The sequence below is a fragment of the Geomonas diazotrophica genome (genome assembly GCF_018919385.1).
GTDB classification, from domain to species: domain Bacteria; phylum Desulfobacterota; class Desulfuromonadia; order Geobacterales; family Geobacteraceae; genus Geomonas; species Geomonas diazotrophica.
Genome location: NZ_JAHLMF010000006.1, coordinates 62,911 through 87,942 on the forward strand (window position 1 = coordinate 62,911; position 25,032 = coordinate 87,942).

General features: G+C 61.9%; 19 protein-coding genes and 2 tRNA genes. 6 read left to right on the plus strand and 15 right to left on the minus strand.

Going from position 1 to position 25,032, the window contains the following annotated elements; all coding sequences use genetic code 11:
• Nucleotides 1–315 precede the first annotated feature (315 nt).
• A complete protein-coding gene (locus KOM00_RS07640; protein WP_216498328.1) occupies nucleotides 316–1,059 on the plus strand; it encodes a peptidoglycan DD-metalloendopeptidase family protein in 744 nt (247 codons plus the stop codon).
• Nucleotides 1,060–1,123: 64 nt separating this feature from the next.
• On the opposite strand, the gene hrpB is transcribed toward KOM00_RS07640, so the two are convergent.
• The 9 genes from hrpB to KOM00_RS07685 form a co-directional block, all read right to left on the minus strand.
• Entirely contained in the window at nucleotides 1,124–3,604 is a 2,481-nt protein-coding gene (gene hrpB / locus KOM00_RS07645) for an ATP-dependent helicase HrpB (RefSeq protein WP_216498329.1), read from the minus strand.
• 4 nt (nucleotides 3,605–3,608) lie between these two features.
• Nucleotides 3,609–4,283, minus strand: coding sequence for an HAD family hydrolase (locus KOM00_RS07650; protein WP_216498330.1), 675 nt, complete (start codon nucleotides 4,281–4,283; stop codon nucleotides 3,609–3,611).
• A gap of 234 nt (nucleotides 4,284–4,517) precedes the next feature.
• The gene (locus tag KOM00_RS07655) at nucleotides 4,518–5,420 is read right to left on the minus strand and encodes a phosphatase PAP2 family protein (protein WP_216498331.1); all 903 of its coding nucleotides are present in this window, start codon (nucleotides 5,418–5,420) and stop codon (nucleotides 4,518–4,520) included.
• Nucleotides 5,421–5,558: 138 nt separating this feature from the next.
• A tRNA-Glu gene (locus KOM00_RS07660) sits at nucleotides 5,559–5,633 on the minus strand.
• Nucleotides 5,634–5,671: 38 nt separating this feature from the next.
• Nucleotides 5,672–5,745 (minus strand) — tRNA-Gln (locus KOM00_RS07665).
• Between the two features lie 41 nt (nucleotides 5,746–5,786).
• Complete coding sequence (locus KOM00_RS07670; protein WP_216498332.1) at nucleotides 5,787–6,341, minus strand: 2-oxoacid:acceptor oxidoreductase family protein; 555 nt, start codon at nucleotides 6,339–6,341, stop codon at nucleotides 5,787–5,789.
• A gap of 65 nt (nucleotides 6,342–6,406) precedes the next feature.
• Complete coding sequence (locus KOM00_RS07675; RefSeq protein WP_216498333.1) at nucleotides 6,407–7,147, minus strand: thiamine pyrophosphate-dependent enzyme; 741 nt, start codon at nucleotides 7,145–7,147, stop codon at nucleotides 6,407–6,409.
• A 22-nt stretch (nucleotides 7,148–7,169) separates the two neighbouring features.
• The gene (locus KOM00_RS07680; protein WP_216498334.1) at nucleotides 7,170–8,240 is read right to left on the minus strand and encodes a 3-methyl-2-oxobutanoate dehydrogenase subunit VorB; all 1,071 of its coding nucleotides are present in this window, start codon (nucleotides 8,238–8,240) and stop codon (nucleotides 7,170–7,172) included.
• A 142-nt stretch (nucleotides 8,241–8,382) separates the two neighbouring features.
• Nucleotides 8,383–8,586, minus strand: a complete 204-nt coding sequence (locus KOM00_RS07685; protein WP_216498335.1) for a 4Fe-4S binding protein — start codon at nucleotides 8,584–8,586, stop codon at nucleotides 8,383–8,385.
• Nucleotides 8,587–8,779: 193 nt separating this feature from the next.
• Here KOM00_RS07685 and KOM00_RS07690 point away from each other — a divergent pair, with 193 nt between their 5' ends.
• A complete protein-coding gene (locus KOM00_RS07690; protein ID WP_216498336.1) occupies nucleotides 8,780–9,286 on the plus strand; it encodes a MucR family transcriptional regulator in 507 nt (168 codons plus the stop codon).
• 188 nt (nucleotides 9,287–9,474) lie between these two features.
• Here the strand turns inward: KOM00_RS07690 and KOM00_RS07695 are convergent, their stop codons facing one another.
• The gene (locus tag KOM00_RS07695) at nucleotides 9,475–10,263 is read right to left on the minus strand and encodes a pseudouridine synthase (protein WP_216498337.1); all 789 of its coding nucleotides are present in this window, start codon (nucleotides 10,261–10,263) and stop codon (nucleotides 9,475–9,477) included.
• Nucleotides 10,264–10,482: 219 nt separating this feature from the next.
• Here KOM00_RS07695 and KOM00_RS07700 point away from each other — a divergent pair, with 219 nt between their 5' ends.
• Together KOM00_RS07700 and KOM00_RS07705 are read left to right on the plus strand one after the other, a co-directional pair.
• A complete protein-coding gene (locus KOM00_RS07700; RefSeq protein ID WP_216498338.1) occupies nucleotides 10,483–11,454 on the plus strand; it encodes a beta-propeller fold lactonase family protein in 972 nt (323 codons plus the stop codon).
• Between the two features lie 100 nt (nucleotides 11,455–11,554).
• Nucleotides 11,555–12,817, plus strand: coding sequence for a DUF445 domain-containing protein (locus tag KOM00_RS07705; RefSeq protein WP_216498339.1), 1,263 nt, complete (start codon nucleotides 11,555–11,557; stop codon nucleotides 12,815–12,817).
• Between the two features lie 399 nt (nucleotides 12,818–13,216).
• Here the strand turns inward: KOM00_RS07705 and KOM00_RS07710 are convergent, their stop codons facing one another.
• Both KOM00_RS07710 and dnaE read right to left on the minus strand, forming a co-directional pair.
• Entirely contained in the window at nucleotides 13,217–14,176 is a 960-nt protein-coding gene (locus KOM00_RS07710; protein ID WP_216498340.1) for an acetyl-CoA carboxylase carboxyltransferase subunit alpha, read from the minus strand.
• A gap of 51 nt (nucleotides 14,177–14,227) precedes the next feature.
• Nucleotides 14,228–17,704, minus strand: coding sequence for a DNA polymerase III subunit alpha (dnaE, locus tag KOM00_RS07715; RefSeq protein WP_216498341.1), 3,477 nt, complete (start codon nucleotides 17,702–17,704; stop codon nucleotides 14,228–14,230).
• 250 nt (nucleotides 17,705–17,954) lie between these two features.
• Here dnaE and KOM00_RS07720 point away from each other — a divergent pair, with 250 nt between their 5' ends.
• The gene (locus KOM00_RS07720; protein ID WP_216498342.1) at nucleotides 17,955–18,653 is read left to right on the plus strand and encodes a pirin family protein; all 699 of its coding nucleotides are present in this window, start codon (nucleotides 17,955–17,957) and stop codon (nucleotides 18,651–18,653) included.
• Nucleotides 18,654–18,899: 246 nt separating this feature from the next.
• Here the strand turns inward: KOM00_RS07720 and hisS are convergent, their stop codons facing one another.
• The 3 genes from hisS to KOM00_RS07735 form a co-directional block, all read right to left on the minus strand.
• A complete protein-coding gene (gene hisS, locus KOM00_RS07725) occupies nucleotides 18,900–20,153 on the minus strand; it encodes a histidine--tRNA ligase (protein ID WP_216498343.1) in 1,254 nt (417 codons plus the stop codon).
• Between the two features lie 238 nt (nucleotides 20,154–20,391).
• The gene (locus KOM00_RS07730; RefSeq protein ID WP_216498344.1) at nucleotides 20,392–21,771 is read right to left on the minus strand and encodes a GGDEF domain-containing response regulator; all 1,380 of its coding nucleotides are present in this window, start codon (nucleotides 21,769–21,771) and stop codon (nucleotides 20,392–20,394) included.
• A 75-nt stretch (nucleotides 21,772–21,846) separates the two neighbouring features.
• Nucleotides 21,847–24,204, minus strand: coding sequence for a DNA internalization-related competence protein ComEC/Rec2 (locus KOM00_RS07735; protein ID WP_216498345.1), 2,358 nt, complete (start codon nucleotides 24,202–24,204; stop codon nucleotides 21,847–21,849).
• A 369-nt stretch (nucleotides 24,205–24,573) separates the two neighbouring features.
• Here KOM00_RS07735 and KOM00_RS07740 point away from each other — a divergent pair, with 369 nt between their 5' ends.
• A complete protein-coding gene (locus KOM00_RS07740) occupies nucleotides 24,574–25,029 on the plus strand; it encodes a hypothetical protein (protein ID WP_216498346.1) in 456 nt (151 codons plus the stop codon).
• Nucleotides 25,030–25,032: the final 3 nt, after the last annotated feature.

Below are 25,032 nucleotides of genomic sequence, written 5' to 3' on the forward strand. Positions count from 1 at the left end.
AAAATAAGCAGAATGCTTATCAAGCAGAATGAGGTTCCAATGACTTACAGGATCATTGCGTCAGGTCTTCAATCTGTAGCAAGAGAAGTGCCCAGTACAACACCCTCCTGATTAATATTTACACACCACTGCGACCGCTGGCGCAGCTGATGTCTATTCCGCGTTCTCGCGGCAGTTCAGGGGCGGCACCTACCAGACAATGAGCGGCGAGCGGGTGAACCTAGTCACCACTTGCCAAGAGCCGGCTGGCATACTATAGTACGGCTTGCTGTAAGCACGAGAGCAGGCAGCCCAGAGTTTAGGCAAAGGATTTAGGTGAAGAAACAGGCAATCGCACTACGGTGGAAGGGAAGATCACGGCTGGCGGGTGTACTGCTGCCTGCATCCTTTCTTTGCGCGCTCTCCGTCTCCCCTGCGCAGGCGGACTTTTTCCGCTACACCGACGAGAGCGGAGTTGAGGTCTTCACCAACACCCCCACCACCAGCGGCGCGGTCCGGGTGCTGCGCGAAGCTAAGCAGCCAAAGCCAAAGGCCAGGATGCAGCAGGCTCCCCCCGTTTCCGCGTCCGGCAAGGAAGCTCCGGACCTTGGCGGGCTGGATGCCAAACTTCCCGTGCAAGGGGTGATCACGTCGGGGTACGGCATGCGGCACGACCCGATCGATGGCGGCCTGAGGCATCACAACGGCGTGGATATCGCAGTGCCGACCGGCACCAGGGTGAAGGCGATTGCGGCGGGGAGGGTGATCGAGAGCGGAGTGCACGGCGGCTATGGAAACCTCGTCACCGTCCAACATGCCGACGGCATGGTTTCCATGTACGGGCATAACTCGCAGCTCGAGGTCAAGATAGGGGACCAGGTGGAGGCGGGGCAGACCGTGGCGCTGTCGGGATCCACCGGAAGGTCGACGGGGCCCCACGTGCATTTCGAACTCTGGAAAAACGGCATCAACGTGACGCGGAACTACCTCGACAACGGCGCCGGCATACCCGAGGTGACCGGCAGCATCAGAAGCTACCTCCACAAGGACGGCTCACTGGTCTTCACCAATATCAACTGAGGCAATTGACCAGAGCCACTTTTCCTCAGGCGTGACCTTCCGCCACATGCGTCCACATCCCCTCTCACATTCTCTTCTTCACATGCCTCGTCGCCTGAGCGTTCCAGGGGTCGTCAGGCCAGGGATGCCTCGGGTAGCGACCTTTCAGCTCCTTGCATACCTCACGATAAGCCCCGTTCCAGAAACTTTTCAGGTCGGCGGTGACCTGGATGGGACGCCTGGCCGGTGACAGCAGGTGGATCAGGACCGGCACCCTTCCCCGGGCCAGCCTCGGCGTCTCGGCCAGCCCGAACATCTCCTGGAGCTTCACCGCCAGAAAAGGTTCCCCCTCCGCCGGGTACTCCAGTGAAACGCGGGACCCGCTGGGGACCTGCAGGTGGGTGGGCGCTTCCCGTTCCACGAGCTGCTGCTGCCGGTAGTCGAGGAGGGCCTTCAAAGGCTGCAGCAGATCTACCTTGGCAAGCTGGGCCAGGTTCCGCACTCCCTGCAGGTATGGAAGAAGCCACTGTCCGGCGCTCTCGGCGAGGACCTGATCGGAGAGGTCGGGAAGGTCCTCTTCGGGTAGCGCCCGGGCCAGGAACCGCACCCGGTTCCGGTACTGGGCGGCCTGGTCGCTCCAGTTCAACCCGCCAATGCCGGCCCCCGAGAGAATCCCCTGCAAAAGCGCCGCGGCAAGCTCTTCCTTCTCGGGAACCGCCACCCGCTCCGAAAGGACGACGGCACCCAGCCGCTCCTCGTCGCGTGCCACCACCCTCCCCTCGCGCTCGTCCCAGAACACCCTGCGTTCCCGCGTTATGGCACCCGCGCATCCCGAGCGGACCGCCTCCAGCGAAACCGCGCTGGCCACGTGAATGTCCCCTTCGCCCGCTCCCCCTTCGACCTCGACGGCAACGATGAAAGGTTGCGCCCTCAGGTTGCTGCGCGGAGAGAGCTTGGCACCGGTGCCGTTGGCCATCAGGTAGCGTCCGGAGCCGGAACTCCTCTCGCGCGCCACCCGATCCGGGTAGGCCATGAGGAGCAGCCTGCCGACGATCGCCGCATCGGCACGCAAGGAACCGTCCGGCACGCCGAGGGCGCCGCGAAAATAGGCGGCCAGGCGTTCAACCGTCCGCGCACCCTGCGGGTCGCGTCGTTCGTGCACCGCGTCCAGCCGGTCCAGCAGGTCGCTTTCGGAGACGCTTGCGCTGCCGCGCGGCATGATATCACGCTCGGAGAGGACGGCAGCCAGCATGCATGCGATCTGCGCCTGGCCAGTCGCGATGGAGCCGATCAGCATGGCGGCTAGGCGCGGGTGCATGGGGAGCGCCGCCATCTTGCGCCCGAGCTCGGTGATCGTGCCGCGCTCATCGAGAGCGCCCAGCGCTTTCAACAGCGACCGTCCCTCGGCAAGATGGGCGGGCGGCGGGGCATCGAGAAAGCTCAGCGAGGCGGGGTCGGCCACCCCCCACTGCGCCAGGTCGAGCGCCAGGGGAGCCAGGTCGGAAACCTTGATCTCGGGGGGAGTGAAGGGAAGGAGCGTGTTCTGGGTGTGCTCGCTCCAGAGGCGGTAGCAGACGCCGGGGGCGACCCTGCCGGCACGACCGGCGCGCTGCTGGGCAGAGGCGGCGGAGATGCGCATGGTGTCGAGGCGGTTGAGGCCGGTGGAAGGATCGTAACGGAGCTGGCGGGAATAGCCCGTATCGACCACCACCCGCACCCCTTCGATGGTGAGGCTGGTTTCGGCGATGTTGGTGGCGAGCACCACCTTGCGGCGGTCTCCTGGAAGGATGGCCCGCTCCTGGGCGGCGAAGGGGAGGTCGCCGTACAGGACCGCGATCATCACCTGCGAGCCGACCTGCCCCTGCAGGATGCTTTCGCAGCGCCTGATGTCCCCCGCCCCCGGCAGGAAGACCAGGACGTCCCCTTCGGTCTCGGCCAGTGCCTTCATCACCCCCGCGCAGGCCGTTTCGGCCAGCCTCGTCGCGGGCTCGGTCTTGAGATAACGGACGTCGACGGGGAATTGGCGCCCTTCGCTGGTAACCAGCGGCGCGCCCCCCAGGAGCCTCGCCACCGGATCGGCGTCGAGCGTCGCCGACATGACCAGCAGGCGCAGGTCCTCGCGCAGCCCGAGCTGAACGTCGCGGCACAGGGCGAGGGAGAGGTCGCAGGTAAGGCTTCTTTCGTGGAATTCGTCGAAGATGACCGCCGCCACGCCTTCCAGAAGCGGGTCGCTCTGCAGCCGGCGGGCCAGGATTCCCTCGGTCACCACCTCGATGCGGGTCGCCTTGGAGACCTTGCGCTCGAAACGGATGCTGTAGCCGACCGTTTTCCCCACCTCCTCGCCCAGACACTGGGCCATGTAGCGGGCGGCGTTGACGGCGGCCAGGCGGCGCGGCTCCAGCATGATAACGCGGCCGCCGTCCAGAAGCGGCGTCCTGAGCAGGGCCAGCGGTACCCGCGTGGTCTTGCCCGCACCGGGAGGCGCCTGCAGCACGGCGACGTTCCCTTTTTGCAGTGCCGCGAGCAGTTCCGGGAGTATGGTGTCGATGACGGCCGGTTTCAACATGGGATCAGACGAGCAGACGCAGCCCCTCGAGGTCGACGCCGGAGAGCGAGTTGACCACGCGGCAGGCACCGGTCAGGCGCTCCCTGGGGTAGCTGTTGGTCACCGCCAGAACCTTCAGTCCGGCCCCGGTCGCCGAGGCGATGCCGGCAGGGGTGTCCTCGACGGCGATCGAACCCGCCGCATCGACCTTGCCGGGGAAGCTTTCCTGGAGCCGCTGCACTGCGAGGCGGTAGCTTTCGGGATCGGGCTTGCTCGCCGCGACCTCGTCGGCGGTCACCTTGACGTCGAACGCCTCGGTCAATCCGAGCTGGCCCAGGATCGGCTCGATATCGCTCTTGAGGGCGCCGCTGCAAAGGGCAAGGGGGAGGTTGCCGGAGATGGAGCGGATCAGCTCAACAACGCCCGGGTACGGTGCAACGCCGCCAGACACGATCTTCAGAAAGGCCTCGGCCTTCCCCTTGATCAGCTCCTTGAGTTCCCGGTCGGCAAGCGCCCGGCCATGCACCCGGAAGGCCTCGCGGAAGGCGTCGCGGTCATCGAAGCCGATGTAGAGATCGAGGTACTCCTCCCAGGAATAGCCCAGGCCGAGCGGTACCAGCAGTTCCTGGAACGCCTTGTAGTGCAGCGGCTCGGTATCCACGATGATCCCGTCGAAGTCGAAGATGACTGCCTTCAGCATGCGAAGCTCCTTAAAGGTGAACAGCGAGAGGGTTAAAAAAATGCCGGTTAGCAGCTTTCCGCTGCAAAAGTACCCCATTGGCAAAAGGGGGTTTAGGGGGATTCGCTTTTGCTTGAGGAAAGACAAATCCCCCCGTCCCCTTTTGCAAAGGGGGACGGGGCAGGTAGCGGAAGATTGTCGCTGATCGGCCTTGTCCTCATCCCCTGCGGGAGGGGCAGAGGGCCGGGGCCGGGTCTAGAACTTGCCGACCAGCGCGACCGCGGGCGCGCCGTCCATGGAGAAGGGTGCCACGGTGACGCTTCCGGCGGGGGCGGAACGATACCTGGTGACGGCAGCGCCGGCAAGCTCCCCTATGGCCGCGCCCAGGACCACGTCGCTCGCCCAATGCTTGCCCTGGTACACCCGCGAAAATCCTCCCAGGCCGGCGGCGGCATAGCAGGCCGCCTTGCCGTAGAAGCTGTCAATTTTGGAGGCAGCCACATGGGCCAGGGCGAAGGAGCTCGCCGTGTGCATCGAGGGCAGCGAGTCGTAGCCGTCCTTGAACTGGAAGGGGCGGTAGCTCGAGTTGTTGTCGGTCTGGTACGGGCGTCCCCGCCCGATGACTCCTTTGAGAACGAAGGTGGCGCCGTCGGCCAACAGCAGCGCCTCCCCCATCTCCTCGCCCAGTTGCATGACCTTCACCTGGTCCGTAAAGGCACCGGTGCCGTAGAAGGCCGCGGCGACGCCCAGGTGGAGCAGCGGGTTGCTCACCGCGTTGCCGGCATCCGTGATCCCCCTCATCACCCCGTGATGTGAACCGGAGAACTCTTCCCTGATGTCCTCATCAAAGATGTAGGTAAGACCAAAGAGACCGGCGGTCACGAAGGTTCCGGTGAGATAGGGATCGACCGGCCCTTTCAGAAAGAGTTTCCCCTCACCTGCGAAGCGGCCGGCCTCTTCCTTGATGGCGGTCACGCTGGTGAAGACATTTTCGGCGGCATAAAGCGGCGTGACGAGCACCAGTTGGCAGATGGCGAGCCAGAAAAGGAGCAGGACGGGTAATGCGCCAGCCAGGAGGCGGCGAGAAACGGTGCGGAGATTTGGTTCAGACTGCTGCGCTGGCGAGGTGCTTCCTGTAACGGTCCCTGTCCTGGTCATCGACTTTCTCCGTTCTGTATTTATCTCACTCTTCGAGCGACTTGGGAGGGGACGGCGACCACTGACGCTACGGCAGCCTGGTCCGCGGGGTACAGCTTAAAAAAAAACAGCGCCCTGCTTCTGGCGCTGTTTTTAAGGTGGTGATCCCAAGGGGACTTGAACCCCTGTTACCGACGTGAAAGGCCGGTGTCCTAACCACTAGACGATGGGACCTGATTATGTAGCAGCTTGCAATGAAGCTGGGGATGGTATGGCTGGGGTACAAGGATTCGAACCTTGGATGACGGAGTCAGAGTCCGTTGCCTTACCGCTTGGCGATACCCCATCGCGAGAGACCAGTTTAATACCAGAACTGAGACGCCAAAGTCAAGCTTCTTTTTTCGCCCTGGCCGCCTCGGCTCCGGTTTCTATCGCCTTGACGTTGGCCGGGATGAACCTGTGGTTGCGCTCCGGGAGCGCCTGGGACAGCGCGGCAGCCAGGGACGTGACCTGCACCGCATCGGTAAGGGCGGCGTAGGCACCCAGAGCCACCATGTTCACCATCCTGGGATCGCCCAACTCGGTTGCTATCTCGTTCATGGGGACCGACACGATCTCTATGTCGGTGCGCCCCAGGGAAGAGACGTCGACCAGGGACGAGTTGGCGATGAGGACGCCGCCCGGGCGAACCCGCGCCCCGAAACGCTCCAGCGACGCCTGGTTCAGCACCACCAGCACCGAGGGCTGCCCCACCACCGGAGAGCCGACCGCGCCGTCGGCGATCACCACCGTGCAGGTGGCGGAGCCGCCGCGCTTCTCGACCCCGTACGCCGGGAAGTAGCTGACGTTCTTTCCTTCATCTAGCGCCGCATAGGAAAGCAGGTTGCCGGCCAGAAGCACCCCCTGGCCACCGAACCCCGCTATCAAGACATCTTTACGCATCCGCGTCCCTCCGGAACATCAGAACCTGTGCTACGTTCTATGTTCTACGTTCTAAGTTACCTGCCCTACGCCTCTTCCTTCTTAAACACGCCCAGCGGGAAGTAGGGGATCATCTCCTCCCCTACCCTGGCGTTGGCCTTCAAGGGGTTCATGCCCCAGTTGGTGGGACAGGCGGAGAGGACCTCGACGAAGGAGAACCCCTTGCCCTCGACCTGGTAGCCGAATGCCTCGCGGATCACCTTCTTGGCCTCCAGGACGTGTTTGGGGGAATCGACTGCTACACGAGCGGAGTAGGCGACGCCGCCCAACTGCGCCAGCAGCTCCGCCATCCTGATGGGGGAGCCGTCCTTGGACTTGTCCCTGCCGTAGGGGGAGGTTGACGTCTTCTGCCCCACCAGGGTGGTCGGGGCCATCTGGCCACCGGTCATGCCGTAGGTGGTGTTGTTCACGAAGACGACGGTGATGTCCTCGCCGCGATTGGCGGCGTGGATGATCTCGGCGGTGCCGATGGCGGCCAGGTCGCCGTCCCCCTGGTAGGTGAAGACGAAGCTCTCCGGTTTGGCGCGTTTGACGCCGGTGGCCACCGCGGGCGCCCTGCCGTGGGGAGCCTCGACCACGTCTATATCGAAGTAGCCGTACAAGAAGACTGAGCAGCCGACCGATGCCACGCCGATGGTCCGGTCCTGCACCCCGTAGAGGTCCATGGCATCGGCCACCAGGCGGTGGATGGTGCCGTGGTGGCAGCCGGGGCAGAAATGGGTCTGCACGTCCTTCAAACTCTGCGGTCTTTTGAAAACCTGTTGCATATGGATCAACCCCTCTCCCGGCCTAGCGCGCCGTCCCCTCGTAGTTCTTCCTGATCACTTCGAGCAGCTCCTCCGGTGACGGAAGGGAGCCCGCTCCCGGCGGCCTGCCGTAGAAGGAGACCTGCGCTGCGGCACCAACGCTGAGACGGACGTCCTCGACCATCTGTCCGGTGTTGAGTTCAACGACGAGCACCTTGCCGGCTCGTCCCGCGGCTTGCGCCAGCGCCTTCTCGGGGAACGGGAACAGGGTGACCGGACGGAACAGCCCCACCTTCATCCCCTCCGCGCGCGCCATGGTCACTGCGGTGTGGGCGATCCGGGAGACGGAGCCGAATCCGGCGACGATGAGGCGGGCGTCTGCGGTCTCGTACTCCTCCGAGATGCACTCCTTCTCCTTCATCACCTGGTACTTGGCGTGCAGGTGCCAGTTGTGGGCCTCCAGCTCCCCGTCGCCCAGGAACAGGGACTTGACCACGCGCTGCTCAGCCCCGCTCTTGCCGCGCACCTCCCACCCCTTGGCCGGGAGCTCGCGAACCGGACGCGGGTTGGGAACCAGCGCCTCCTTCATCTGGCCGATGACGGAATCGCCGAGGAGCATGACCGGGGTACGGTACAGGTCGGCCAGGTCGAAGGCGTGCATGGTGAGGTCGTACATCTCCTGGACGGAGTTGGGGGCGAGGACCGGGATGTGATAGCCGCCATGGCCGCCGCCTTTCACGCATTGAAAGTAGTCCGACTGGGAGGCGTCGATGCCGCCGAGACCGGGACCGGAACGGGATATGTTGATGATGACCCCGGGGAGCTCGGCTCCGGCCATGTAGGAGATCCCTTCCTGCTTAAGCGAGATGCCGGGGCTCGAGGAGGAGGTCATGGCGCGCGCACCGGTTGCGGAGGCACCCAGCAGCATGTTGATAGCCCCTATCTCGCTCTCGGCCTGGATGAACTCGCCGTTCAGCCCGGGCAGTTCGCGGGAAAGGTATTCCGGTATATCGCTTTGCGGTGTGATGGGATATCCGAAGTAGTAACGGCAGCCGGCCTCTACTGCGCCCATGGCAGCGGCCTCGTTTCCCTTGACAAAAAGCCGTTTAGACAATTGACCCTCCCACGGATCCTGCCGACCGAGGTGAAGCACCGAGGTGGAACACCGAGGTCAACGCGGCACGGTCGCTGCCCGCGCGGCGGCCGGTCGCTCAATCAGCAGGTAAAACTGATTATTAAAGTGTTAGCGGAAATGATTATTTGAACACGGTTATGGCAACATCGGGACAGATTTCGGCGCAGAGAGCACACCCGGTACACTGCTCCAGATCGGGAGCCTCGGCCGGAGCATACCCCTGGATATTGACCTTCTCGCAAAGCCTGATCAGCTTCTTCGGGCACGCAATGGTGCAGATACCGCACCCCTTGCAGCGCATTTCGTCTATTACAATTCTCCCCATGCCTTAAGTCCCCTCATTGTCTCCTGGCCTACTCCGACCATGCAATCAGCGCTGGAAACTAGCAGAAATTTGTGAAGCCAGTCAACTTTTTTGTTTACACTTGTGATTTATCACTTGCTTTTGAACCTGTGTATAGTTTAATAATAAGCGTCTAATTTGCGCACCTTAAAACTCTAAAAGGAGGAGCGAAACGATGGCATCATCACTGCTCGAATTGACGGCAAGCATAGTCTCTTCACATGCCTCGGTTACAGAGATGTCAGGCGAAGATTTGCTTCTTGAACTGCAGAAGGTGCACGGCGCCCTGCAGAAGCTCGAAGTGGAAACCGGTGAGGGGGTGGAAAGGGGCGAGGGCAAAGGACCTGCCGTTCCCCTGAAAAAGGCGTTCCAGCCTGATCAGGTGAGCTGCATGCTCTGCGGCAAGAGCGGCATGAAGACCCTCGCACGCCACCTGGCACAGGTGCATGGCATCAAGCCCGGCGAGTACCGCAAGCAGTTCGGTATTCCCAGCAACCAGGCCTTGACCGCGAAGAACTTCTCCGAGGCGCGCAGGAGGATGGCGCAAGAGAAGGGGCTGGCGGACAACCTGGCGAAAGCGCGCGCCGTACGGGCGGCGAAGTTGGCCGCCAAAGGTGGTGCCGAAAAAAAGCCCGCGAAGACGCCGCGCGCGCCGAAACAAAAGCAGCAGATGAGCGCGTGACACGACATGCGATGATGCCTGCTTGCTTTCAGTGGGACGGTTCGGGTTTTCCGGAGCCGGAACGGGACGATTCCGGCGGGAGCTGCCCGGTCTGACGACTCCCCGTGCTTGCAGCTTTGAATATATGTGAAAAAAGCCGCCTCCCAGGCGGCTTTTCTTCTGTTGGACTGCCGGCTCAAGAGAAAGCTTCACCTGCGCGGTGCGGTCTTTCTCCTTGCCACTACTCCCGTTTTCCTGGGGCCGCGTCCGGTGCCGCTTGGGACAGTCTTCCGCCTGAGTTTCGCCACCTCTTCGGCGCTCAAATGCCTGAACTCCCCGGGCTTCATGTCGCCGATCTCGAGGAAGTCGTAGCGCGACCTCTTCAGACGCACCACGTTCAGCCCCACCGCCTCGCACATGCGCCGCACCTGGCGGTAGCGCCCCTCGTGGATGGTGATCGATATCCAGGAGTTGTTCTCGCTTTCGCTCACCGGAAGCACCTTGGCGGGGGCGGTCATGCCGTCCTCAAGCTGCACCCCTTCGGTGAGCTTCCGGATCTGCTCAGCGGAGACGCGGCCGCTCACCCGCACCAGGTATCCCTTGTCAACCTCGTGGCTCGGGTGCATCAGCATGTTGGCGAACGCCCCGTCGTTGGTCAGAAGCAACAGACCTTCGGTGTTGTAATCCAGACGCCCCACGGGGTAGACGCGTTCCTTGATCCCCTTCAAGAGGTCGGTGACGATGGGACGCCCCTCGGGGTCCTTCATGGTGGTCATGTAGCCGACCGGTTTGTAGAGGAGCAGGTAGACCCGCATCTCGGTGACCAAAATGGGCTTGCCGTCCACGGTGATGGTGTCGCTGTCGGGATCGGCCTTGGTTCCCAGCTCGGTGACCACGACGCCGTTCACGGCCACTCTCCCCGCGGCTATGATGGTTTCAGACTCGCGCCTGGAGGCGATTCCGGCCTGCGAAAGTATCTTTTGCAAACGCTCCTGCATCTGTTCTCCTTACCCGGATCTTCCCGGTTTACTAAACGAAGCTACTCATAACATGGTGCTGTAGCAACCGCAAGCTTTAAGCCTTCGATGCCCATGCCTGCCATCGCCGCCAAAGATTATAGATTTCCAATCACACTTTGATACCCTTGCTTGGTTTGAGATCGGATACCCCGGCGTCGCGGCGCCACGACTTACCCATCACAAAGGAGACTCCCGCACATGACCAATCCCTACCGAAGAAACGGCCAGCAGTACCTCTACTTCTCCCAGAAAACAGGCGACAGCGTGTGCGTCATGGACATCGGCAAAGACAGGCCGAGGTTGGTGGAGACCATCAAGGTGGGCATCCAGCCGGAACGGCTCGTCACCAACAGGAGCAAGACGCGGCTGTATGTCGTTAACCGGGGATCGGACAGTATCAGCATAATAGACACGACGACCGACCCCATGGGGATCATTGCCACCCTGTCGCTGGGGGCGGAACCCTACGCGGTATCGGTAGACCCCGAACAGACCAGGGTATTCGTCAGCTGCGGACCGATGGATGCCGGCAGCATCAAGATCGTCGACCTGACCGTCACCCCCCCGGTCCTGAGAAGCACCACGCCCGTGCGGGGCATAGTGTTCCGAGGCATGGCAGTGTCGCCTGACGGCAAACGCCTGTTCGTAGCCGGCGGCCTCAAGGACGACACCATCAACGACAGCCTCTCCGTCTACGACATCACCGGCAGCACGCCGGTACTGATAGCCGCCGTGGCCGGGCAGAACGAAAGTCCGGAATTCGTCTACGTCAACCCGACAGGCTCGTTTGCCATCGCGAGCTTCAGACAGGGGGGGATCAACGTCTTCGATGCGGCCGCCACCCCGCCGGTGCTGCTGTCGACGGTAGGCAGCGGCGAGGTGAACGGCTCGGCGCTGAGCCCCGACGGACGCCTGCTCCTCATGGGCTATGCCGAACCCGCAGGGGGACAAGGGAACTACGCGGTTTATGACGTCTCGACCATCCCCTTGGGCACCGGCCTCTTTTTCACCAGCGCCTATGCGCCCGGACCGATGACCTTCAGCGCCGATGGGGCGCGGTTGTACATGGTGAGCGGCAACGAGCTGGTAACCTTCGACATGACCATGCACCCGCCGGAAGTGGCAAACCACGTCACGGTTACCGGACCGGCAGGAGGCATCACCATTTGAGATCAGTGCAATTCTGGTTATTGCCTTGTTTCCGGCAACCTGATAAAAAGGTGGGCCGCCATCGGCAACCGAAACGCCAGGAAACAAGGAGTAGCCACAGATGGATACCAGACACACAGCACTTAAAAGAAACAAGACCATTGCCGGCGCCCTATTGGTGGGCGCCGCGCTGCTTTTCATCGTGGCACGACTCAACCACGGCACCGGGGCCTGGGGCTGGGTCGCCGCCTTCGCGGAGGCCGCCATGGTAGGCGCTCTCGCCGACTGGTTCGCCGTGGTCGCGCTGTTCCGGCACCCGCTGGGGCTCCCCATACCGCACACCGCCATCGTGGCGGAAAAGAAGGAGAGCATCGCCGACAACATGGGGCGCTTCATCCAGGAGAAGTTTCTCGCCACCGATGTCCTGGTAGAGCGGATGCGGGAATTCGATCCGGCCGGGCACCTTTGCAACTACCTCCTCTGCCGTGACAACGCCGAGGGGGTGGCCAGGGGCATCTCCCGCGTCCTCTCGGAGTCCATCGAATTCCTCGAGGACGAGCGTGTCAACAAGGTGGTGAGCGCGGCCCTAGGCGAGCGCATCGACAAATTCGACGCGGCCACCTCGGCTGGCACCCTCCTGGAGGGCCTGAGGAAGGAGAGCAGGCACCAGGTGGTGCTCGACGAGCTATTGAAGCGCCTGGGGGGGTGGCTGGCGACGCCGGAATCTCAGGAGAAGGTTGCGGTTGCCCTCGACAACTGGGTGGATGCCGAGTACCCCCTTTTGAGCAAGTTCATTCCTAACCGTCCCCAGTTCTCCCGCAACGCCGGCGAAAAGATCGTGCAGAAGGTGAGCGGGTTCCTGGACGCGGTCAACGCTGACCCGACCCACGAACTGCGGCACGAATTCGACCGTGCAGTGGGCGATTTCATCGTGAAGCTGAAACACGACGAGGGGATGAGGACCAAGGTGGCAGAACTGAAGCGGGAACTGGCCAACAACCAGCAGATCTCCCACTACGCGAAGAGTTTAGTCGGCGACCTGAAGAACTGGATGGTGCAGGACCTGGATCGGGAGCACTCCAACATCCAGAAGAAGGTTGCCGACGCGGCTGTGGCGCTGGGAAACACGCTTTCCCATAGCGGCGAGTTGAAAGATTCCATCAACGAGCACCTGGAGGGGGTGGTGAAAAGGTACGCAGGCGATCTGAGAAGCGGCCTCGCCAGACACATCTCCGGGACGGTGAAGGAGTGGGAGAACGAGGAATTCGTCAACGAGATCGAGCTCAGCATCGGGTCGGACCTGCAGTTTATCAGGATGAACGGAACCCTGGTAGGGGGCATGATCGGCATCCTGCTGCATGCAGCATCGCTGCTTCTCGACTGACCCTTCTGATCGCGGCACCCAAAAGGCCAAGACTGCCGGCCTTTCAAGCGGGAGCGGCCACACGAAGAGACGAAGTAAAGAAGGGGGCACGGCTAACATGGCCATGCCCCCTTCATTTCATCATCACATCATCAGTTCATCACTTCAATTCACTACAGCATCGCGTCATGCTGCTCCAGGGCAAATACCCAGTCCGACCGCAATCTGCTACGTTGAACCAACCGACCTCTCCAGATATGCATACCGAACCAGAATTGGCGGGCCGGAGATGTACTCTGACAATGAACCAGGAGTAGACGCAGCAATTCGCGACACCAGCATTTGGGGCGCCGATAGACCACAAAAAAGGCGCACCCCGTTTACGGGGTGCGCCTTTTTTTAAGTTATTTAAACAGACAACTACTCGGCGAAGCGGCTCATCTTCCTGAACTTCTGGTAACGCTGCTCGATCAGTTCCTCTGCGGGAATCGCCTTCAGCTCCTTCAGGTTCCTGGAAAGGGCCTCGTGCAGATTCTTCGCCATCGCCTCGTGGTCACGGTGCGCGCCGCCGGCCGGCTCGGGAACGATCTCGTCGATGACTTCGAGATCCTTGATGTCCTTGGCGGTGAGCTTGAGCGCCTCGGCGGCCTGGGCTCCCTTGGTGCCGTCGGACCAGAGGATCGCGGCGCAACCTTCCGGGGAGATGACGGCGTACACCGAGTGCTGCAGCATCAGGATCCGGTCGCCCACGGCGATGGCGAGCGCGCCGCCGGAGCCACCCTCGCCGGTGATCACGACGATGATGGGCACGGTGAGGCGGGACATTTCCCTCAGGTTCCTGGCGATCGCCTCGGCCTGGCCCCGCTCCTCGGCGCCGATGCCGGGGAAGGCGCCCGGGGTGTCGACGAAGGTGATGATCGGGAGCTTGAAGCGCTCGGCCATCTCCATCAGGCGCAGCGCCTTTCTGTACCCTTCCGGGTTGGGCATGCCGAAGTTGCGGAACACCTTCTCCTTGGTGTCGCGTCCCTTCTGGTGCCCGATCACCATGACCGGCTCGCCGTCGAGCCTGGCCAGGCCGCCCACTATGGCGTGGTCGTCGCCGAAGTTGCGGTCGCCGTGCAGTTCGACGAACTCGGTGAAGATGAGGCTCAGGTAGTCGAGGGTGAAGGGACGGTTGATATGGCGGGCCACCTGGGCCGTCTGCCAGCGGGAAAGGTTGGCGAACATCTCTTGGCGCATCCTCTCGGCCTTCTCCTCGAGATTGGCGACCTCGGCGGAGAGATCGACCCCTTCGGTGGAAAATGCCAGCAGTTCCTGGATCTTCTTGTCCAGTTCCGCCAGCGGCTTCTCAAAATCAAGATAGCTTTGCTGCAGTGCCATATATCTCTATCTCCTTGGTTTCAAATAAAAATAACCACATACGTCCTGAGGCTACTCGAAGGACACGGCATTATAGCCGAAGAGGTTACTCACTTCCACTGTTAATTCTTCGCTGGCCGCCACTTTGTATACATCGGAGAGCCGGATGGTGACTCGCGAACTGTTCTCAATGTCAAGGTGCAGGAAGCTGCGGCAGATCCCCTGGTAGCGGGAGATGATCTCTTTGAGCGTCTTGAGCTTCCCGGGATCGGCCTCCTTGGCGTCGATGGTGAAGTTCACCCTGCGCGTCTCGCGCTCGACCAGGTCGCGCAAGAGAACGATGTCGCTGGCCATGATCTTGGCCCCCTTCTCGCCGTGCTCGACCGTCCCGGTTACGTGCACCGGGTCGTCTCCCTTGAGGAACTCCGAGCAGCGCGCATAGACGTCGGAGAAGACCACCACCTCCAGCGAACCGATCAGGTCCTCGAGGGTGACGAAACCCATCCGGTCCCCCTTCTTGGTCATGATCTCCTTGAGGCTCGCCGGTACTCCGCAGATCTTCACCTCGCTCTTGTCCTTCGCCTCGTTGATGGTGAAACAGTCCACCGTGGAGAAGCGGCGCATGTCGGCCACGTAGCGGTCCAGGGGGTGGCCGGTAATGAAGAAACCGATCGCCTCTTTCTCGCAGCCGAGCCGGTACTTCTCGTCCCACTCCGGGATGTCGGGGAGCCGGTTACCCGACCCGGTGGAGCCGCGCTGGATTTCGGCCATGCCGAAGAGGGAGACCTGGGCGCTCTCGCGCTCCTGCTGCACGCGCTGTCCCTGAGCTGCGGCGTCATCCAGGACTGCCGTGAGCTGTGAGCGCTTGGCCCCGGTGCAGTCGAAGGCGCCGCTTTTGATGAGCGCTTCTATGACCCTCTTGTTGCAACGGCGCAGGTCGACCCGCTCGCAGAAATCGAAGATGTCCTTGAAAGGCTCGTTGCCGCGGGCTTCCAGGATGGCCTCTATGGCCCCCTCCCCCACGTTCTTGACGGCACCAAGGCCGAAGCGCATCGCGGTGTCGAGCACCCGGAAGGAGCGCAGCGACTCGTTGATGTCAGGCGGAAGCACCTCGATGCCCATCTCGCGGCAATCGCCGATGCTCTTGATCACCTTGTCGGTGTTGCTCATGTCCTCGGTAAGGAGGGCTGCCATGAACTCGACCGGGTAGTGCGCCTTCAGGTACGCGGTCTGGTAGGCGACGAGCGCGTAGGCGGCGGAGTGCGACTTGTTGAAGCCGTACTCGGCGAACTTCGCCATGAGGTCGAAGATGGCGGCGCACTTCTTGGAATCGAGGCCCAGCTTTTCGGACCCCTCCATGAACTTCAGGCGCTCCTTCGCCATCTGCTCGGCGTCCTTCTTACCCATGGCGCGGCGCAAGAGGTCCGCGCCGCCCAGCGAGTAACCGGCTAAGGAACGGGAGATCTGCATGACCTGTTCCTGGTAGACGATGACGCCGTAGGTGTCCTTGAGGACAGGTTCGAGCTGCGGCAGGTCGTAGACGGTCTGCTTGCGGCCGTGCTTTCTCTCGATGAAGTCGTCCACCATGCCGGAGCCGAGCGGGCCCGGACGGTAGAGGGCGCAGACCGCGATGATGTCCTCGAAGCAGGAGGGCTTCAGCTTGACCAGGAGCTCCTTCATGCCGCTGGACTCGAGCTGGAAGACGCCGGTGGTGTTGCCGGCCTGCAGAAGCTTGTAGGTTTCCGGATCGTCGTCCGTCAAGAGCGTGATGTCGAAGTTGGGATCCTTGCCGTTACGGATGTGCTTGCAGGCGTTGTCGATGACCGTCAGGTTCTTGAGGCCGAGGAAGTCGAACTTCACCAGGCCGACCTTCTCCACGTACTTCATCGAGTACTGGGTGGTCAGCGAGCCGGTCTTCTGGTCCTTGTAGACCGGGCAGAATTCCTCCATCTGCCTCGGTGCGACAACGAGACCCGCGGCGTGGGTCGAGATGTGGCGGGCGAGTCCTTCCAGGCGCAGGGCGACGGTCATGACCTCGTTCACCTTCGCGTCGGCCGCCATCAGCTCCTTTATCTTGGGCTCCTGCTCGATCGCCTTGTCCAGCGTGATGCCCAAAACCTCGGGGACCAGCTTGGCGATCTTGTCCACGTCGGCGAAGGTGAGGTCCAGGGCGCGCCCCACGTCGCGGATGACGCCGCGGGCGGCCATGGTACCGAAGGCGGCGATCTGGCACACCTTCTCCCTGCCGTAGCGCTCGACCATGTACTGGATCACCTCTTCGCGGCGGTCCTGGCAGAAGTCGACGTCGATATCCGGCATGGAGATACGTTCGGGATTGAGGAATCGCTCGAACAGCAGGTTGTACGGCATCGGATCGATGTCGGTGATCCTGATGCAGAAAGCGACCAGCGAGCCGGCCGCGGAGCCCCTGCCAGGCCCGACTGGGATGCCGTGGTCTTTGGCCCAGTTGATGAAGTCCGCAACGATCAGGAAGTAGCCCGGGAACCCCATGTGCTTGATACAGTCCAGCTCGATGCGCAGGCGGTCGTGGTAGGCCTGCTCCTGCTCGGGGGTCAGGTTCGGGTACTTGATCTTGATCTTCTCGAGGCGCAGCTTGAGACCTTCGATGGACTCGCGCTCCAGCTGCTGGTCGAGAGTCTCCCCCGGCGGCGCCTCGTAAGCCGGGAAGTGGTAGGTTTTGAAGTCGAACTCGTAGTGGCAGCGCTCGGCGATCTTGACCGTGTTTTCCAGCGCCTCCGGGCAGTAGTGGAAGTCTCGCGCCATCTCCTCGGGGCTCTTCACGTAGAACGCCTCGGTGGTGAAGCGCATCCGGCTCGGGTCGCTCATGGTCTTGCCGGTCTGGATGCAGAGCAGGATCTCGTGCGCCTTGGCGTCTTCCTTGTTGAGGTAGTGGCAGTCGTTGGTGGCGACCAGCGGCAGGTTCAGCTCGCGCGCGATCTCCATCACGCGACGGTTGGCGATGGTCTGCTCGGGGAGCCCGTTCTCCTGGATCTCCAGATAGTAGCTCCCCGGGAACATGTCCGCGTACCAGATGGCGGCGGCCTTGGCCTCGTCCATCTTGTTCCTGCCGGCGAGATAGGCGATCTCGCCCTGGAGACAGGCGGAGAGGCAGATCAGGCCTTCCCGGTGCTTCTCCAGCAGTTCCTTGTCGATGCGGGGGCGGCGGTAGAAGCCATCCTTGTAACCGGCGGAAGTGAGGTAACAGAGGTTCTTGAAGCCGGTCATGTTCTCGGCCAGCAGGATGAGGTGGTAGCTGGTGACCGGATCAGCCGCGGTGGGGGCTTTCTTGTCCAGGCGGGAGCCCGGGGCGATGTAGACCTCGCACCCGAGTATCGGCCTGATTCCCTTGTCCTGGGCCTTCAGGAAGAATTCGAGTGAGCCGAACATGTTGCCGTGGTCGGTAACGGCCACCGCGGGCATGTGGTATTCCTTGGCCTTTTTGACCAAGTCGCCGATACGGATGGCGCCGTCCAGCAGGGAGTACTGGGAGTGGAGATGGAGATGTACGAAATTGGCTGGTGCATCCATAAATCGAAGGCCCTAACTAAAAGCGAAACTGATTGATTTGAAAAGACAAAAGGAGCCGTGACTCAGCGGGCTCCAGTTGCTGATGAACAATAAAAATAAGGGAAGTTTTAGCACTAGGCGGCTGTCGATGTAAAGGCCAAAGTATGCGCCCCTGTTGACAAACAGGGAGGATATAATTTAATATCAAATCATACAAGGTCAAACAGTTTGGCTTTCGTAAGGATTCGTGAAACTTAGGCAGGAGGACGCCATGATCACCATCAGAAGAGCAAACGACAGGGGCCACGCCGACCACGGTTGGCTCAACACCTACCACACCTTTTCCTTCGCCGACTATTACGACCCGCGTCACATGGGGTTCAGGAACCTGCGAGTCATCAACGAGGACCGCGTCAGGCCGGGCGTGGGCTTTCCCACCCACCCGCACAGCGACATGGAGATCATCTCGTACGTGCTGGAAGGTGCGCTCGCGCACCGCGACAGCATGGGGACCGGCTCGGTGATACGCCCCGGCGACGTGCAACGGATGAGCGCAGGCACCGGCATCACCCATAGCGAGTTCAACCACAGCAAAGAGGAGCCGCTGCACTTTTACCAGATCTGGATACTGCCGAAGCGGGCCGGGATCACCCCGAGCTACGAGCAGAAGTTCTTCTCGGATGAGGAGAAACGGGGGAGCCTCAGGCTGATCGCCTCACCGGATGGGCGCGACGGTTCCGTCACCATCAACCAGGATGCCAGGCTGTACGCCACGCTCCTGGACGCCGGCGACGAGATCGTGCATCGCCTACCGGCGGGACAGCACGCCTGGGTGCAGTTGGCGCGGGGGAAGGTGTTGCTGAATGGCCATCTTCTGGAGGCAGGAGACGGGGCGGCGGTCAACAGCGAAGAACTGCTGCGCCTGACGGGGAAGGAGGCGAGCGAGTTGCTTCTTTTCGAACTGCCGTAAGCGGCTGGTACGATGCAAACACCAACGCGGCAGGACAGCCCCCTGATCGAGTCGGGAAGCCAGTCCTGCCGCGTTCTGTTTTGGGACCCCGTCCCCCTCCGGGGGAGGGTGGCCGATGGCCGGGTGAGGGAGCCGGCACTGCAGCACTATCTTGGTACACCGCCCTCACCCCACCCCTCTCCCAGCGGTAGAGGGAGAGGGGGCAGGAGGGGGAGTTTGCTGTCGGGTAAAACTGCCCTTGAAAGATTAGGCCCCGCCGGTCATGGCGGCCTGGATGCTCGCCGCATCGAGCGCCACTTCGTCCTGCGTACCGCCGTCCATGTTTTTCAGCGGCGCGGTGCCGCGAGCCAACTCGTCGCCGCCGATGATCAGGGTGAAGCGGGAGTTAAACTTGTCGGCGCGCCTCATCTGGCTCTTCAGGCTTTTGCCTTCGTAGTCGATCTCGACGGCAAAACCCAGGCGCTGCAGGGCGCTCATCAGTCGGAACGCCTCGGGATGCGCCTCGTCCCCAAGTGCTGCGATGAAGAGATCCGGACGGCGCGAAAAATCCTTCTCGGCCAAAAGGAGCGCCACGCGCTCGACGCCCATGGCGAAGCCGATACCGGGGATCTGCGGACCGCCGATGGAGGAGATCAGACCGTCGTAACGACCGCCGGCGGCGACGGCGCTCTGCGCCCCCAGCATGGTGGTGACCATCTCGAAGGTGGTCCTGGTGTAGTAGTCGAGGCCGCGCACCATGCGCTGGTTGATGCTGTAGGGGGTGCCGACCAGTTCCAGGTGTTTCCTCGTCTTGTCGAAGTGGTCGCTGCACTCGGCACAGAGGTGGTCAAGCATCGAAGGCGCCCCCTGGGTCGCCTCCTGGCAGCCGGCGGATTTGCAGTCCAGCGCCCGCAGCGGGTTGGTATCGTAGCGACGTTTGCAGTCGTCACAGAGCTTGTCGATGCGGTCGAGCAGGAACTTCTTGAGCGCCTCGCGGTAAGCGGGACGGCAGCAAGGGCAGCCCAGCGAGTTGATCTGCAGCGAAGGCTCGGTAAGCCCCAGTTCCTGGAAGAAATGGGTCAGCATGGTGAGCACCTGCGCGTCGACCGTCGGAGCGGCGACACCGGTGATCTCGGCGCCGATCTGGTGGAACTGGCGGTAGCGCCCCTTCTGCGGGCGCTCGTAACGGAACATCGGCCCCATGTAGTACAGGCGCGCAACCGGGTCCAGGGCGTGCATCTTGTGCTCGACGTAGGCGCGCATCACCGACGCGGTCCCCTCCGGGCGCATGGTGACCTTGTTGCCCCCTTTGTCCTCGAAGGAGTACATCTCCTTTTCCACGATGTCGGTGGCGTCGCCGATGGAGCGGCAGAACAGCTCGGTCTTCTCCAGGATCGGGATCCTGATCTCGGAAAGCCCGTAAAGCTCGAAAACCCGGCGCGCCGTGGCCTCGATGTGCTGCCACTTCTCGACCTCGCCCGGGAGGATGTCGTTGAAACCTTTAATGCCGGTGATTGCCACGATTAATCCCTCTCTTCACTCACGAAATAAAAAAACCGAACGACTTAACGCAGAGCCGCAAAGCCGCTAAGGCGCAAAGAAAAACTGACGCTGGGGGGGGGAAATCAAACCTAAAGCGTTGGGTTCACCTTTGCGACTTTGCGCCCCTGCGTCTTTGCGTTCAGTCTTTTTGGAAACAAAAAAAACCGGCGTAGACTACTGTCCGGTCCGTTGCAACGTTTTGTCGCCACCGCGCAGGTCAGGGAGGCGTGGACAGCCGTTCCGCATGGAAGGCCCGGTTCTTGCCGGCGCTCTTGCCGCGGTACATCGCCTGATCCGCCATCTCCAGCAGTTCCGCCTTGCTGGTGGCGTCATCGGGGGCGCAGGCGTAACCGAGGCTCACGGTGAGCTTGATGGCGAGACCGTCGGCCTTGGCAAAGGTATGCGCCTCGATGGTCTTCCTGATACGCTCGGCCACGATCGCGGACCCGTCCATCCCGGTCTCCACCAACACGATGGTGTACTCGTCGCCACCGTAGCGGATCACCGCATCGACGTCACGCACGCTCTTTCTGACCAGCGAACCGACCTCGCGCAGCACGCGGCTGCCGATCAGGTGGCCGAAATTGTCGTTCACCGACTTGAACAGGTCGATGTCGAGGAAGAGGATGCCGAGGTTGGAACCGTAGCGCTCGCAGCGCTTCAGTTCCCGCTCCAGCACCACGTCCAGGTAGCGGTAGTTGTACAGGCCGGTCAACTCGTCTATGTAAAGGAGATCCTTGGCGATGTTGTAACGTGCCGCGTTGTCCAGGGCCAGCGAGCCCTGGTCGAGCAGGAAGGAGATGTGTTTGCGGTTGATGTCCCTGGGCAGCAGGACGCCCGGGTCGTTGAACAGGATGATCACCCCCTGCAGCTCGGCCTTCTGCCGCAGGTAAACGCACATGGCCTCGGTGACTCCGTTGCCATAGTCGGCGTCCCCCGGGAGAAAGTTCCTCAGGAGCAGCAGGTTGGAGCTGCCGTCATCCCTAAGATCGCACTCGCTGATCACCGCCTGTCCCAGCAGGTGCGCGTTCAGCTCCTCGATCCCCTTCAGCTCGCGCAGCATGAGCTGACCGTTGTCGCTGAAATAGCCGAGCGCCCGGGTGACACCCACTTCCTTCACCACGGCATCGGTGAGCATCGAGTAGATACGGTCGAGTTCGAGGCAGTTGGCGATGTTCTGGCTCACCTGGAACAGGTTGACCAGTCCCTTCAGCTCGAGGTTCTCGTCCAGGAGCCTGCGCTGCTCCATGCAGTGGGCTACTATGTGGCGGAACTCGTCCTGGTTGATGGGCTTGATGAGATAGTCGGTGGCGCCGTTTTTAAGGGCGTATATGGCGGTTTCCACGTTTGCATGCCCGGTGACCATGATCACCGCAGTAGCGGGATCGAGCCTCTTCACTTCGGAGAGGATGTCGAGGCCCGAGACGTCGCGCATCACCAGGTCGGTGACGACCAGGTGGTACCCCCCCTTGCCGATCATTTCCAGCGCCTCTTCCCCGGAGGCGGCCACTTCGACGCTATAGCCGTCTTCCTTGAGCAGATCTGTATAGACCTCCCGGAAAAAGCTGTCGTCTTCGACTAAAAGAATCCTCTCCATGCAACGGATCTCCTGGAATGTCGGGTTATACGCGGGACAATGCCAGCATAAACTAGCAGATAGGACTCTTGAGTGTCAATTAAAATGCCCCCAAGGGGTCGATAATATAACCACACCGTCCGCTTTGCAGTCCGCCTCGACCGTGCCTTCAAGGTCGGTGCGGCAGATCCTGACACCGTGGCGTTGCAGTCGGTACAGCGTTGCTGGCGCAGGGAGATGGAAAGCGTTCCGGTACCCTGCGGAAATGACCGCGGCAGTCGGCTGCACCGCGGCTATGAACGGCTCGCAGGATGAGTACCTGCTGCCATGGTGCGCCACCTTCAACAGACTGCACCGTCGCAAGCCTCCCCGCTCAAGAAGCTCCTGCTCTTCCCTGACGCCGATATCGCCGGTGAAAAGTACGGATGTCCTGCCGTAGGTCAGCCTGAACACCAAAGATGCGGCATTCGCGTCCGCCTGCAGCGCCGTACCGGCAACCGGCCACAGCGTCTGCAGCTGCACGCCCCCCACCTGCAGGGGTGCCTTTTCCGCTCCAAGCTCCCGCACCGGGACGTCGCGCGCGGCAAGAACCCATTTGAGCTGCTGCAGCTCGGGAGAGGCCAGCGTCAGGGGGTGGACGAGGAATTGACCGACCTCGTAGTTGGCCGCCAGGTACAGCACACCCTGCAGGTGGTCCGGGTGTCCATGGGACAACACCAGGTAGTCGATGCGCCGCGCCGAGAGTGCCCTCAAGGCCGGCAGTAACAGGCGCGATCCCACAGGGGTACCGGAGTCCGTGGCGTTGCCGCCGCCATCAACCAGCATCCACTTGCCGTCCGGAAGGTGAACCAGCGTGGCATCCCCCTGCCCCACACTGAGGAAGGAAAGCCGGAGGGTTCCTTCCGTCGCCCGGGCGGGGGGTACCGCACGAAGCACGAGGACGACCATCAGCGGAATCCCGATCGCTGCACGCCAACGTTTCGATTTGAAGAAGGTGATCGCGCAGAGAACGAGGCATGCCAGCAGGAGGTCCAGGCGGTCCGGGATGTACCCGGTGATAACCGGCGCCCGGGACAACTGCTCGACCACCCGATCCGACCAGCGCACCAGGGCGGCGGCAAGGTGCAGCAGCACGGCCGCGGGCCTTTCCCACAGGCAACTTACAACCAGGGCGCTGAAGCCGAGAACAACCGCGCCGTAGCCCATGAGCGGCACGACCAGGAGATTGGCAACCAGTCCCACCAGCGCTATGCGCTGGAAGTAGTAGGCAACATGGACCGAGGTGGCCAGTATGGCAGCCACTGAAGCGATGAAAAGCAGCAGCAGCCACCACACAACCCTTCCCGCCTTATTTTCGGGGTGGGCGAGGGTCGGCGTCAGGACGGACAGCCCCCAGATGGCCAGGAAGGAGAGTTGGAATGAGACGTCGAAGGCGGTTTGGGGTGCGCAAAACAGCATGGCGCAGGCGGCCAGCATGATGGTGTGGACCAGATCCACTTCGCGCTTCAATCGCAGCGCCGCCACCACGATACAGATCATCAAGACGCTGCGCAGCGTAGCGGGAGCCTGCCCGGAAAGGACTAGGTAAAAGACCACCATCGGCAGGGATGCCAGCATGACGAGCGGCCTCAACTTGAGATGCAGGGCGAGCCATTCCGAACGCCGGGCCAGGTAATAGAGGAATTGGCACAGGGAAAGGAAGAGGATGCCGACATGGAAGCCTGAAATGGAAAGGATATGGTTCACCCCGCAGCGCGCAAATGCCTCCTGCAACTGCTCCGGAACGTCCCGCCTGTCTCCCAGCAGGAGCGCCTTCAGGACTCCCCCTTCTGTCCACGGTTCCACCCTGGTGATGAAGTTCCCCAGCCTCGCCGCCAGCAGGTCGATGTCGTGCAGCCACCCCGCTCCCGGGCGCAGCAGCACCAGGTCCTCCGCGGCAAGGACGAAACCGGTGGCGTACACCTGTTGGTAGGCCAGTCTGCGCACCGAGTCGGATTCGCCAGGCAGCCCAAGGTTGCGCGGCACCCTGATCCGCGAAGCAAACCTTATCCTGTCACCGGTGCTGAGTTCGGCCCGCCCTTCTTTCACGTAGACCAGCAGACGCCCCGATGCCCGCTGTTCCTGGCCGGCAACGCTCACCCCTTCTACCTGCAGATAAACCCTGCTCCCTCCGGTCATGGTCGGCTCAGGCCGGCAATCCAGCACCCCCTCGATCGCCACCGGCCGGTCGGAGGCAAAGCGCTCCAGGCCGGGCCGCGGCCTCAGAAGCGGCTGCAGCGACAGTTGGCCCCACGCGAAAAAGAGCAGGGCGAGGGCGAGCAAAAAGGGGAACCGGGAACTCACGAAGGAGGCGACGAGAACCGCGACAAGGAGGGCTGGCAGGACCCAGGTGGGCGGGAAGGTATTGAGCAGGTGTGTGGTGGCCAAACCTGCAAGCGATGCAGCCAGGGGCACCAGCAGAGGTCTCTCCAGAGGTCACCTCCCCGCTTCAGGGTTGTGAGCGCCATCACAAAAAAATTAAAAACAACACACGTTATAGCAGATGGCACGTGTTGCACAACGAAGCCTGTGCATTCCACTCCTGCTGTTCAGACTTCGCAACGTCCTCAACCACCCGTAATTGCTATAGAATTTCACAACGCAAAGACAGTCTTGTGCAGGTTTAGCACAGACAAGGCATCTCGATGCCTCGCTGGGAATGCGCTGCAAGCAAAGAATTTACTATGAAATTTCAATGACTTACTGCAAGCAACCACCCCGGGACACTTTTGGTACGCCAGTTGAAAAAGAAGAGGAAAACGGCACGACTACCGGGAGGACATCATGGCACACAGAGATCGCAGCACCAATGAAAGGTCCGGATCTTACGCTTATACCATCATGGAAGTACGCCTGAGGAAGAAGGGAGCACCGGAGGGAACCAAGGATGACCTCCGCTTCATGACCGTGGACAGCCACTGGGACACCTTGCGTTTCGTGCAGGACAACATGGATCAGTGCGTGGGGAACGTGGTGCGGCTCAAGCGGACCGAACCGGTGCGCCACACCGTGAATGAAAGCGCCGAGCTCTTCCAGAAGAACCTGGAACCGCTGGTCTCTTCCCTGGCCGCAACCCATGGGCAGGGGGTCATGGACAAGCTCTCGGCCTCGCTGAAGAAGGCCCTGCTGCTGATGGTCATGGAGCGCTATCAAAGCGACCGCGAGACGGCCTGCCGCGTGCTCGGCATCTCCCGCGAGAAGCTGGAAAACGAGTTGAGACTCTGCGGCGTCTCCAGGTAGTCC

Coding starts and splice junctions, on each gene's coding strand:
- KOM00_RS07655 (WP_216498331.1), bottom strand. CDS start 5,420: ATGACCAGGACAGGGACCGTTACAGGAAGCACCTCGCCAGCGCAGCAG.
- KOM00_RS07675 (WP_216498333.1), bottom strand. CDS start 7,147: ATGCAACAGGTTTTCAAAAGACCGCAGAGTTTGAAGGACGTGCAGACC.
- KOM00_RS07685 (WP_216498335.1), bottom strand. CDS start 8,586: ATGGGGAGAATTGTAATAGACGAAATGCGCTGCAAGGGGTGCGGTATC.
- KOM00_RS07740 (WP_216498346.1), top strand. CDS start 24,574: ATGGCACACAGAGATCGCAGCACCAATGAAAGGTCCGGATCTTACGCT.
- KOM00_RS07720 (WP_216498342.1), top strand. CDS start 17,955: ATGATCACCATCAGAAGAGCAAACGACAGGGGCCACGCCGACCACGGT.
- KOM00_RS07650 (WP_216498330.1), bottom strand. CDS start 4,283: ATGCTGAAGGCAGTCATCTTCGACTTCGACGGGATCATCGTGGATACC.
- KOM00_RS07695 (WP_216498337.1), bottom strand. CDS start 10,263: ATGCAGGAGCGTTTGCAAAAGATACTTTCGCAGGCCGGAATCGCCTCC.
- KOM00_RS07700 (WP_216498338.1), top strand. CDS start 10,483: ATGACCAATCCCTACCGAAGAAACGGCCAGCAGTACCTCTACTTCTCC.
- KOM00_RS07690 (WP_216498336.1), top strand. CDS start 8,780: ATGGCATCATCACTGCTCGAATTGACGGCAAGCATAGTCTCTTCACAT.
- KOM00_RS07670 (WP_216498332.1), bottom strand. CDS start 6,341: ATGCGTAAAGATGTCTTGATAGCGGGGTTCGGTGGCCAGGGGGTGCTT.
- dnaE (WP_216498341.1), bottom strand. CDS start 17,704: ATGGATGCACCAGCCAATTTCGTACATCTCCATCTCCACTCCCAGTAC.
- KOM00_RS07705 (WP_216498339.1), top strand. CDS start 11,555: ATGGATACCAGACACACAGCACTTAAAAGAAACAAGACCATTGCCGGC.
- KOM00_RS07710 (WP_216498340.1), bottom strand. CDS start 14,176: ATGGCACTGCAGCAAAGCTATCTTGATTTTGAGAAGCCGCTGGCGGAA.
- KOM00_RS07730 (WP_216498344.1), bottom strand. CDS start 21,771: ATGGAGAGGATTCTTTTAGTCGAAGACGACAGCTTTTTCCGGGAGGTC.
- hrpB (WP_216498329.1), bottom strand. CDS start 3,604: ATGTTGAAACCGGCCGTCATCGACACCATACTCCCGGAACTGCTCGCG.